The organism is Zhihengliuella salsuginis (genome assembly GCF_014651715.1).
GTDB classification, from domain to species: domain Bacteria; phylum Actinomycetota; class Actinomycetes; order Actinomycetales; family Micrococcaceae; genus Zhihengliuella; species Zhihengliuella salsuginis.
In genome coordinates this window covers 149,341-159,751 of record NZ_BMXK01000008.1, presented here as the reverse complement: position 1 = coordinate 159,751, position 10,411 = coordinate 149,341, and the positions used below count along the sequence as shown (strand labels likewise).

Genomic DNA, 10,411 nt, shown 5'->3' with positions numbered 1-10,411 from the left:
ATGAGCCAGAAGTCGCAGAATCAGCGTCCCGACGAACAGCCGGAGGAGCCGAAGGCGGACGACGTCGCCGATTCGTCCGGGACGCGGGCAGCAGAGCCGGCACCCGCGCAGGATGAGGCGGCCGACGAGGTCGCGCCCGCAGACGCGGCGACAGTGCCGACCGGGACGGACGGGCCCGTGGAAGGACCCGGAACAGCGGATGGCGCCCCGGGCGACCGGGACCCGGCGGGCCGGGACGCGCTGGACCGCGCGTTGACGGACGACATGAACTTCCGCACACCGGACGAGATCCGCTCCGGCGACGCGACGCAGTACCCGGCGCACGAGGCATCGGCAGCCCCCGAGGACGACCGGCCCTCCGCGGAGGCGCCGCCGGAACCGGATGCCGCACGCGACCGGGAGCCGGAGACCGCGGCGTCCCTGACGGCCGACCGCCTGCTCGATGCGCGCGACCGAGCCCCCGTCGCCGGGTGGCGGCGCTGGCTCTACCGGGCGACCCTCGGACGGGTGAACGTGGGGGACTCGGACGCGGTGCGGCTGCGGCGCCTCCGTGAGAACTCCATCAAGACCCCGCTGACCGGCGGCACCCGGTATGTCACCGTGCTCTCCCGGAAAGGAGGCGTCGGCAAGACGACGGCGACCACGCTGTTGGGAATGGCCCTGGCCGAGGTTCGTGAGGACCGGGTCGCCGCCCTCGACGCGAACCCGGACCGGGGCACGCTGAGCGACCGTTCCCCGGGGCAGACGCGGTACACGGCGCGGCAGCTGGTGCAGAACCGGTACCTCGTGGATTCATTCGCCAAGATCTCGCAGTACGCCTCTCGGCAGGGTTCGCGCCTGCACGTGCTCGCCTCGGACACCGATCCGCACGTGGCCGAAGCGTTCGACGACGCGGACTACCGTGCCGTCACGGACCTGATGGGCAAGTTCTACTCGATCGTGCTCACGGATTCGGGCACGGGCATGGTTCACTCGGTGATGCAGGGGTCGCTGGAGAAGTCGGACGTCGTCGTCCTGGTCTCGGGTGCGAGCGTCGACGAGGCACGGTTGGCGTCCGAGACGCTGTCGTGGCTCGAGGCCCACGGGCGCCAGGATCTGGCCCGAAACGCCATCGTCGTGATCAACCAGTCCGCCGGGCTGGCCCGCGGCGTGAACGTCGACGAGATCGAAGCGCACTTCTCGAGCCGGGTCGATTCGGTGGTGCGCCTGCCCTACGACGCCCACCTGGCGGAGGGCTCCGAGGTGTCTCTCGACCGGCTGCGGCCGGCGACCCGCGAAGCCGTCATGGAACTGGCCTCACTCGTCGTGGACGAGCTGCGCGGCACCCGGTAGGAGGTGCCGCGCGGCCCGCGCTACGCCGAGTAGATGTCGTCGATGATGCCGGCGAAGTCCTTGATCACCTGGGCGCGCTTGATCTTCATCGACGGCGTCAGGTGGCCGGAATCCTCCGTGAAGTCGGAGGGGACGATCCGGAACTGCTTGATGGCCTCCGCCTTGGAGACCTGCTCGTTGGCCTGTTCGACGATCTGCTCGATCTCCGCGCGCAACTGGGGCAGTTCCGCCGCCTCCGCCACCGTGGCCGACCCCAAGTGGTGGCGTTGGAGCCAGCCCGGAAGCGCCTCCTCGTCGATCGTGACGAGGGCGGAGATGAATGGGCGCTGATCGCCGATCACGACGCACTGCGAGACGATCGCATGCGAGCGGATCCGGTCCTCGAGCTGCGCCGGGATGACGTTCTTCCCGCCGGCGGTCACGAGGATCTCCTTCTTGCGGCCCGTGATCTTGAGGCAGCCGTCCTCGTCGAGTGCGCCGATGTCCCCGGTGTGGAACCAGCCGTCGCGGATGGCCTCGGCGGTGAGGTCGTCCCGCTTGTAGTAGCCGCGCATGACGCAGACTCCCTTCGCGAGGATCTCGCCGTCGTCCGCGATCTTCACGGCGTTGCCGGGCAGCGGCGGCCCGACGGTTCCGACCTTGTTCGTGGTGGGGGTGTTCACCGTGATCGGCGCCGTCGTCTCCGTCAGGCCGTAGCCTTCGAGGATGGTCACGCCCATGCCGCGGAAGAAGTGGCCGAGGCGGTCGCCGAGCGGCGCGCCGCCCGAGACGGCGTGGGTCACCTTGCCGCCCATCGCCGCGCGGATCTTGCTGTAGAGGAGCTTGTCGAACAGCTTGTGCTTGAGGTTGAGCGGCAGTGATGGACCGCCGTTCTCCTGAGCCTCCGACCAGGCGATCGCGGTGTCGGCAGCAGCGTGGAAGATCTTGCCTTTGCCGGCGTCCTCCGCCTTCAGCATCGAGTTGTTGTAGACCTTCTCGAACACCCGCGGCACGGCCAGCAGGAACGTCGGCGCGAAGCTCTGCAGGTCCGGCAGCAGGTTCTTGACGTCGGGAGTGTGCCCGACGCGCGATCCGGCGGCGACGGCCAGGACCGAGATGAAGCGGGCGAAAACGTGGGCCAGCGGCAGGAACATGACGGTCGACGATCCCGGGTAGACGACCGATTTCAGCGAGGCGACGCCGTTCTCGGCCAACTCGACGAAGTTCGAGTGGGTCAGTTCGCATCCCTTGGGGCGCCCAGTGGTCCCCGACGTGTAGATGATGGTCGCCAGCGACTCCAGGCCCAGGGACGAGCGCCGGGCCTCCAGGTCGTCGTCGGAGACGTCTGCGCCGGCTTCGCGCAGGGCGTCCAGACCGTCGCCCTCGAGCTGCCACACGTGCTCGACGGCCAGCTGCTCCTGTTGCGCGGCCGACCGGACGACGTTCTCGTGCCGCCCGGACTCCACGAACGCGGCCGTGGCCTCGGAGTCGCCGAGGATCCATCCGACCTGGGACGGGGACGAGGTCTCGTAGACGGGTACCGAGACGCACCCGGCGAACCAGATCGCGAAGTCGACCAGTACCCACTCGTAGCGCGTGCGCGACATGATGCCGATGCGGGCTCCCGGTTCGAGGCCGGAGCCGATCAGGCCCTTGGCGATGCTGCGGACGTCTGCACCGAAGTCGCGGGCGGAGACGTCGCGCCATGCCTCCGTCTCCGTGGGTACGGAGAACAGGGGCAGGTTCTCGGGATTCTCCTCCTGCCGCAAGACGAAATCGGTGGCGTTGGTGTCCGTCGGGCTGACGATCAGTGGGGCGACGCTCTTCTCGCGCACGGGACCCTCCCTAGAGTTGTCGTGTTCTCGATGATACGCCACGAGCGTGGCCCGCATCACAGTTCTACTGAATAGTAACAAGTTTCCCGGCAGGTCAGACGCCGCTGGTCGTTGCCGGGTCGAAGAACCGCAGCGTCTCGGTGAAGATCGTGTCGGCGTCGTGGTCCAACGTCGCCACGTGGAAGCTGTTCTCCAGGCTCACGAAGCGCCGGAGGCCCGCCGGCGTCCCGAGTCGGCGGTCCAGGACGGCGATGCTCGTGTCCGGGACCACGTGGTCCGTGGTCGACCGGAAGACGATCGTCGGCGCGCTCACGCCGGGCAGTGACGCGGCGGCCTGCCTCATGATGCGTCCCAGCTGTTCGACCGCCGCCACGGGTGTGCGCGTGTAGGCGTGCTCGTCCTGTCCCTGCCGCGAGATGTCGTTGGCAATGGCGGCGACCGACGGCACGGCCAGCTTGAGGGCGCCGGCGACATGCGCCGTCGGATTCGCGAAGGTCAGGGCCGGATTCACCAGGGCCAGCGCGGCCGGCGCCCGGCGTGCGGCCAGGTCGAGGGCCAGCGCGCCTCCCATCGACAGACCGCAGACGTAGACCCGCGCGTGGTTGCGCTGGAGCTCGTCGTAGGCGGTCGTCACGGCGGTGCGCCATGCGGTCCACGGCGTGCGGGCCAGGTCCTGCCAGCTGGTGCAGTGCCCGGGCAGCACCGGCAGGCTCACCGTGTAGCCGTCCTCCAGCAGAGCTTCGGCCCATGGCCGCATGCTGGCCGGTGACGAGGTGAAACCGTGGATGACGAGGACGGCCGCCCCGGGGCGTCGCGAAGACACCGCCGCGGGGCGGGACAGGAAGCCGGCGGCCGGCGACGAGGGCAGGCGCGGGAGACGACGGCGGGGCGGGGTGCCGTCGTCGTGTCCGGTGCTTGCGGGCGCGGGGTCCGAAGTTGCACTCATGAGGCTCCTGGTACGGAAGCAGATCGACCGCAGGAGGCACCTGCGGCCCGGTTGTGCCTAAAGTAGAGCGTAGACGACTGCCGCTCGTCACCCGGTCTGCGCCGGGCCGAGGGCCACACGAATATCAGGTGGAAGGCGACCCCCGTGTTCTATTGGGTGATGAAGCGGCTCTTGATCGGACCGTTGGTGAAGATGCTGTTCAGGCCTTGGGTGAAGGGGCTCGACAACATCCCGACTGATGGCGGTGCGATCCTCGCCAGCAATCACATGTCCGTCTCGGACTCCGTCTTCCTCCCGGTCGAGGTGGACCGGCCGGTCGTGTTCCTCGCGAAGAGCGAGTACTTCACGGGGCGAGGACTGAAGGGAAAGGTCACTGCGGCCTTCTTCCGCATGACGAACCAGCTGCCGATGGACCGGTCCGGCGGGCGGGCTTCGGAGCAGTCGCTGGGCGCCGGGGAGAAGACGCTGCTCGACGGCAATCTCCTGGGCATCTACCCGGAGGGCACGCGCAGCCCGGACGGGCGGCTCTACCGGGGAAAGCTCGGCGTCGCCAAGCTTTCCCTGGCGACGGGAGTGCCCGTGGTGCCGGTGGCGATGATCGGCACGGACAAGGTGCAGCCGATCGGGAAGACCGTCCCCAACATCCGGCGCGTCGGCATGATCATCGGCGAGCCCCTGGACTTCTCGCGATACGCCGGCCTGGAGGAAGACCGGTTCGTTCAGCGTTCCGTGACGGACGAGATCATGTACGCGATCATGCGGCTGTCGGGGCAGGAGTACGCGGACGTCTACGCCGCCACGGTCAAAGACCAGCTCGTGGCCGAGCGGAAAGCGGCCGGGGCGAAGGGGGCCAGAGCCGCCGGTGGTTCCGACGAAAGCGGTCCTGCGCCGGATGGGCGCTGACCCGCGGGGCGTGACCATATTACGGACCGGAATGCGGGTCGTGGCCGATTCGGTTCTACTCTGGTAGGTGTGAGCGAGATTGGAACCGAATCCGCGCCGTTGACGGCGCCTGTCCCTGGCCCTGCAACCGACCCCGGGCTCGATGCGTGGCGTGAGCTGCCGATCAAGCAGCAGCCGAGTTGGAGCGGCACCGACGAGCACCGCCGCGCCGTCGACGAGCTGGCGGCCCTGCCCCCGCTGGTCTTCGCCGGCGAGGTCGACATCCTGCGCCAACGCCTGGCGGAAGCGGCGAAGGGACGCGCGTTCCTCCTGCAGGGCGGCGACTGCGCCGAGACCTTCGAGGGGGCGACGGCCGACAAGATCAGCGCCCGCGTCAAGACGATCCTGCAGATGTCGGTGGTTCTGACCTACGGCGCGTCGATGCCCGTGATCAAGATGGGCCGCATGGCCGGGCAGTTCGCCAAGCCCCGCTCGTCGGACATGGAGACGCGCGACGGCGTCACGCTGCCCGCCTTCCGGGGCGACATCGTCAACGGCTACGACTTCACCGAGGAGTCCCGCCGGCACGATCCGGCGCGCATGGTGCAGGCATACCACACCTCGGCGTCCACGCTGAACCTGATCCGGGCCTTCACACAGGGCGGCTTCGCCGACCTCCGCGCCGTGCACCAGTGGAACCAGGGCTTCCGCGCCAACCCGGCCTACAAGCAGTACGAGTCCCTCGCGGCGGAGATCGACCGCGCCGTGCGGTTCATGGAGGCGTGCGGCGCCGACTTCGAACCCATGAAGCGGACCGAGTTCTTCGCTGCGCACGAAGCGCTGCTGCTCGACTACGAGCGCTCCCTGACGCGCACCGATTCGCGGACCGGGCTGCCCTACGACACCTCGGGGCACTTCCTGTGGATCGGAGAGCGGACCCGCGACCTCGACAGCGCCCACGTCGATTTCCTCTCGCGCGTGCGCAACCCGATCGGCGTCAAGCTCGGCCCGACCACGACCCCGGACGACGCGCTGGCCCTGATCGACAAGCTGGACCCGAACCGCGAGCCGGGCCGCCTGACCTTCATCTCGCGCATGGGTGCGCCGAACATCCGCGAGAAGCTGCCGAACCTCGTCGAGAAGGTCACGGCCTCCGGCGCCGAGGTGGTCTGGGTGACGGACCCGATGCACGGGAACACGGTCACGAGCGCCAACGGCTACAAGACGCGCCGCTTCGACGACGTCATGGACGAGGTCCGCGGCTTCTTCGAGGTCCACGATTCGCTCGGCACGGTGGCGGGCGGTCTGCACGTCGAGATGACCGGCGACGACGTGGCCGAGTGCCTCGGCGGCGCGGACCCGATCCGCGAGGAGCAGTTCGACGACCTGTACGAGTCCCTCTGCGACCCGCGCCTCAACCACAGGCAGTCCCTCGAGATGGCGTTCCTGGTCTCGGGCGCGCTGGCGGCGCGCGGACCGCGCGCCTAGCGCGTTCACCGGCGGGTACGACGGCGTCCGGCGGCTCCCGGCAGCGGGAGCCGCCGGACGCCGTCGTCGTAGGGTGTGAACATGTACCTGGATGTCGACTACTTCACCCCGATGATCTTCATCGCCGTGGCGCTGGTGTGTCTGCTGGCCGCCCTCCCGCTGGTCCTGCACGCGCTCGGTCGCTGGCTGCGGTTCCGCCGCGGCCGGCCCGGCTACCGCACCTACGCGCACAAGCGGAGCATCCGGACTGAGGCCATCGTGGGCGGCGTGCTGATCGTTGCGACGGCGGCTCTGGCCGGGTCGGGGGTGGCGGGACTGGCGACGGCCCGCGAGAACTTCCAGGCGAACATCCTGCGGGCGTACCCCGAGGTCGAATCGATCGAGGCCTACGCCTGGAACGGCTCGTGGGCGACCGTCGACGTCGTCATGACATCGGGGGAGCGCCATACCGGCCGTCAGGCGACGGTTCTAGAGGACGGCTCTCCCCGCCTGGATCTTCCGGAGACCTCCGGCGGCTCAGACGACGGTGATGGTGATGGTTGACCCCTCGGCCGCGCGTTCGCCCGCCGGGTCCTGGTCGCGCACGGTGCCGAAGTAGCCGCCCAGAACCTTCTCGACCCGCACCTCGAAGCCCAGTTCCTCGAGCGCTGCTTCGGCGTCCTCCGCCTGCTGGCCCACGAAGCTGGGGACATCGATCATGCGCGGTCCCTTGGACACCACGTAGGAGACGGTGCCTCCGCGCTCGAGTTTGCCGCCGGCCGGGTCCTGCGAGACGACGCCGCCCTCCGGCACGGACGTGCTGAACTCCTCGCCGGCCGCCTGTCCTGCCAGTCCGGCCCCGGTCAGCCGTTCTTCGGCAGCCTCCGCGGTCTCGCCGGTGACGTCCGGGACGTCGACGGGCGCCGGACCCAGCGAGACGACGAAGGAGACCTCTGTTCCGCGCCGTACCTCCTCGTCGGCCACCGGGTCCTGCGAGAGGATCTCTCCGGCCGGGAGCGATTCGTCGTAGGACTCGTCGACCTCGCCCGTGCCGAGTTGAGCCTGCGCGATCACGTTTTCGGCGTTCTCCTGCGTTCGACCCCGGACGTTGGGGACGGGGAATAGCTCGGGCCCTCGGGAGACGAGGACGTCGACGTCCTGGAACCGTCGGATCGTGACGTCCGCGGACGGGTCCGTGCCGACGACCAGTCCCTCGTCGATGGTCTCGTCGTAGACCTCCGATTGCTCCCAGTCGACGCCGAGGGCTGCCAGCTCGGCCGAGGCCTCCGAGGCGGGGCGGCCCTGCAAGGTCGGCACCGTCACCTGGGCGCCCGGGCCCATGCCGAAGAACCAGCCGGCGGTTCCGAGGGCGGCGGCCAGAATGAAGACGAGAATCGCCCAGAGCCATCCCCGTCGCTTCGGGTGCGCCTCGAGGGACTCCAGAGGGATCTGGGCGTCCTTCTTCCACTGCCTGCGTTCGCGTTTGGCCGTTCGCCGGGCTTGGCGCGGAGACTTCTCCTCTGCCGCGGCGGGAGCCTCGGGGCCCGCCTCCGGTGTCCGCGGCAGGGCGCGGGTTGCCGCCTGACCCGCGGGGATCACCGTGGTCGCATCGCGGTGCGCCGGGATGACCTCGGTGGCACCGGAGTTCGCGGCGGGCACGTTCGATGCCGCCGCGGCCGGCGGGGCATCCGGGTCCAGGCCGAGGTCCAGCTGCCCGTCGGTCAGGGAACCCGTGATGTGCCGGATCTCGCCCAGCAGCGCACCGGCGTCGTGCGGACGGTTCTCCGGGTCCCGCGCCGTGCACCACTCGACAAGCTCGTCGAGATCGGCGGCAAGCCCCGGTACCACGGTGGAGGGTGCGGGGACGGGGTCGTTGACGTGCTTGAACGCGACGTTGATGGGCAGTTCCGCGGTGAAGGGCTGACGCCCCGTGAGGAGCTCGAACAGCATGATCCCGACGGCGTAGATGTCGCTGCGCTCATCGGCCGGATCGCCCGTCACGAGCTCGGGGGAGATGTAGGCGACGGTTCCCACCAGCGTCCCCGACGAGGTGTTGTTGCTCGCCGCGCGGGCCAGCCCGAAGTCGGCCACCTTCACCCGGCCGTCCGGCGTGAGCAGCACGTTCTCCGGTTTCATGTCCCGGTGGACGAGCCCGGCATCGTGGGCGGCGGAAAGGCCCTCGACGATGGCATCCAACAGCTGGAGCGCGTGCCGGGGTGTGACCCTTCCCTGGTCGCGAAGCACCTGGCGGAGGGTGTTTCCGCGGACGTATTCCATGACCAGGTAGGCGTTCTCGCCGTCGACGCCCTGGTCGAGGACGTTCACCACGTGCGGGTGGGAGAGTTTGGCCGCGTTGATGGCCTCGTTCTCGAAGCGGTCGACGGTCTTCGGGTCCTGGGCCAGATGCGGCGACAGGACCTTGAGCGCGACCTGGCGGTGCAGGCGCTGATCTGTGGCCAGGTACACGGTGGACATGCCGCCGTGGGCCAGACGGGACTCCACCCGGTACCGGCCGTCGATCGTTGCCCCGAAGAGGGGGTCGTTTCCCTGTACTGCCACGTTCCGATGGTAGCGACCCGTCGTCGCGTTTCGTTGGATCAACGCGGACCTACGGCGGTCCGGGGATGCTGCTGGGGTCCTTTAACGACGGCGGGGCCGCTCCCGTGAGACGGGAACGGCCCCTGCGCTGGCAGGCCGGTCTGCTCAGGAGGCTCGTCGTGCGCGGGCGGCGCGACGCTTCAAGGCGCGGCGCTCGTCCTCGCTCATGCCGCCCCAGACGCCGGCGTCCTGACCGCTTTCGATGGCCCACTGCAGGCAGGTGTCGACCACCTCGCAGGAGCGGCATACGCTCTTGGCCTCTTCGATCTGGAGCAGGGCAGGGCCGGTGTTCCCGACGGGGAAGAAAAGCTCCGGGTCCTTGTCCAGGCAGGCCGCGCGACTACGCCAATCCATGCTTGATGATGCTCCTTGGTGTGGGGTGAAGTATGGGTCGGGGCCCTGCAGAGAATGGACTGGAGGATTCCCGAGAGAGCGGCGCGCGAATTTGAGCACAAAAGGCTATATCCTAGCGCCGCCAATCTAGGTTTTCACGTTACGGATACGTAAACAAGGGTCTAACAAGAGAAAATGGCGCGATACGCTGAGGCCTTCATCACAACCATGGCATAGGATGACCGCCCAATGGAAGCCCAATGGAAGGGGTGCCGTTGAGTGCGCTGAGCGGGTCGGTAGGCTGTTCGGCATGAATGATTCCCCAGACGCCGGAGGGTCCTCGCGCGCGGGCCGGCGGCGCGTGTCCGTCCCTGTGGCAGCAGTGGTGGCGATCCTCGCACTGGAAGCCCTGGCCCTCGTCGGCATTGCGATCGGCTATGCGGCGCAGCTGGGTCAGCCCGGGCCGGTAGGACTGCCCGGCCGCCTCTTCCTGCTCGCGGTGATGCTCGGGGCCGCGGCCTGGCAGGGATGGGTCGGCTGGAGCTTCGCTGGGGGCAAGGCCTGGACCCGGGCTGCCATCGTGGTGTGGCAGATCTTCCAGATCATCTTGGCGGTGCCCCTGATTAGTCCAGCGAATGATGGTATGACCGCGGCCTTCGGCTGGGCTCTGCTGGTGCCGGCGGCTGCGGGAATCCTGCTGGTCTTCAGTGGATCGACCATGCGGCACCTGGCGGCCACCGAGAAGCTCCGGCGCGAGTAGCGAGTCCAATCCGGCCTGCTGCGCCGGGCTGGCGGTGGACGTGCGCCAACCGGCGCCCCGGGTGTGACGGAAGCTCCAGTGGTCTTCTTTCCGTGCTGCTGCGGAGAGGCGGGGCTACCCCGGGTGGGATTTCTCCGGCCGCGACGGAAGGGGCCGATTCGGTGTCGACCGCCTGATCAGCGCCCTGTCGGGTGAAGGCCTCTCGGCCCCTGTCCGGATGGGATCGGGGTTCTCGTGCAGCCAGCGCGACCCGCCCGCTGCGTTGGGCCGCCCCGCCGG

At 69.0% G+C, this 10,411-nt stretch carries 9 protein-coding genes; 5 read left to right on the top strand and 4 right to left on the bottom strand.

All coding sequences use genetic code 11. The features are described 5' to 3' along the window. Nucleotides 1–1,332: a MinD/ParA family ATP-binding protein gene (locus IE069_RS10590; RefSeq protein WP_189350304.1), complete on the top strand. Its 1,332-nt coding sequence runs from the start codon at nt 1–3 to the stop codon at nt 1,330–1,332. A gap of 20 nt (nt 1,333–1,352) precedes the next feature. Here the strand turns inward: IE069_RS10590 and IE069_RS10585 are convergent, their stop codons facing one another. Further along, the gene (locus tag IE069_RS10585) at nt 1,353–3,146 is read right to left on the bottom strand and encodes an AMP-dependent synthetase/ligase (RefSeq protein WP_189350302.1); all 1,794 of its coding nucleotides are present in this window, start codon (nt 3,144–3,146) and stop codon (nt 1,353–1,355) included. Nucleotides 3,147–3,240: 94 nt separating this feature from the next. After that, complete coding sequence (locus tag IE069_RS10580; RefSeq protein ID WP_189350300.1) at nt 3,241–4,092, bottom strand: alpha/beta hydrolase; 852 nt, start codon at nt 4,090–4,092, stop codon at nt 3,241–3,243. 144 nt (nt 4,093–4,236) lie between these two features. Here IE069_RS10580 and IE069_RS10575 point away from each other — a divergent pair, with 144 nt between their 5' ends. The 3 genes from IE069_RS10575 (at nt 4,237) to IE069_RS10565 (ending at nt 7,005) form a co-directional block, all read left to right on the top strand. Next, a complete protein-coding gene (locus IE069_RS10575; protein ID WP_189350298.1) occupies nt 4,237–4,995 on the top strand; it encodes a lysophospholipid acyltransferase family protein in 759 nt (252 codons plus the stop codon). A 78-nt stretch (nt 4,996–5,073) separates the two neighbouring features. After that, complete coding sequence (locus IE069_RS10570; protein WP_229791089.1) at nt 5,074–6,462, top strand: class II 3-deoxy-7-phosphoheptulonate synthase; 1,389 nt, start codon at nt 5,074–5,076, stop codon at nt 6,460–6,462. 81 nt (nt 6,463–6,543) lie between these two features. Then, the gene (locus IE069_RS10565) at nt 6,544–7,005 is read left to right on the top strand and encodes a hypothetical protein (RefSeq protein WP_189350295.1); all 462 of its coding nucleotides are present in this window, start codon (nt 6,544–6,546) and stop codon (nt 7,003–7,005) included. Here IE069_RS10565 and pknB read toward each other — a convergent pair. Next, a complete protein-coding gene (gene pknB / locus IE069_RS10560; protein WP_189350293.1) occupies nt 6,979–9,000 on the bottom strand; it encodes a Stk1 family PASTA domain-containing Ser/Thr kinase in 2,022 nt (673 codons plus the stop codon). The genes IE069_RS10565 and pknB overlap by 27 nt on opposite strands. 144 nt (nt 9,001–9,144) lie before the next feature. Beyond that, nucleotides 9,145–9,393: a WhiB family transcriptional regulator gene (locus IE069_RS10555; RefSeq protein WP_189350292.1), complete on the bottom strand. Its 249-nt coding sequence runs from the start codon at nt 9,391–9,393 to the stop codon at nt 9,145–9,147. A gap of 289 nt (nt 9,394–9,682) precedes the next feature. On the opposite strand from IE069_RS10555, the gene IE069_RS10550 reads away from it, so the two are divergent. Then, nucleotides 9,683–10,132, top strand: coding sequence for a hypothetical protein (locus IE069_RS10550; protein ID WP_189350290.1), 450 nt, complete (start codon nt 9,683–9,685; stop codon nt 10,130–10,132). Nucleotides 10,133–10,411 lie beyond the last annotated feature (279 nt).

Excerpts from the sequence above, each read along its gene's own strand:
- IE069_RS10555 (WP_189350292.1), bottom strand. The coding sequence starts at position 9,393 with ATGGATTGGCGTAGTCGCGCGGCCTGCCTGGACAAGGACCCGGAGCTT.
- IE069_RS10550 (WP_189350290.1), top strand. The coding sequence starts at position 9,683 with ATGAATGATTCCCCAGACGCCGGAGGGTCCTCGCGCGCGGGCCGGCGG.
- IE069_RS10590 (WP_189350304.1), top strand. The coding sequence starts at position 1 with ATGAGCCAGAAGTCGCAGAATCAGCGTCCCGACGAACAGCCGGAGGAG.
- IE069_RS10565 (WP_189350295.1), top strand. The coding sequence starts at position 6,544 with ATGTACCTGGATGTCGACTACTTCACCCCGATGATCTTCATCGCCGTG.
- IE069_RS10580 (WP_189350300.1), bottom strand. The coding sequence starts at position 4,092 with ATGAGTGCAACTTCGGACCCCGCGCCCGCAAGCACCGGACACGACGAC.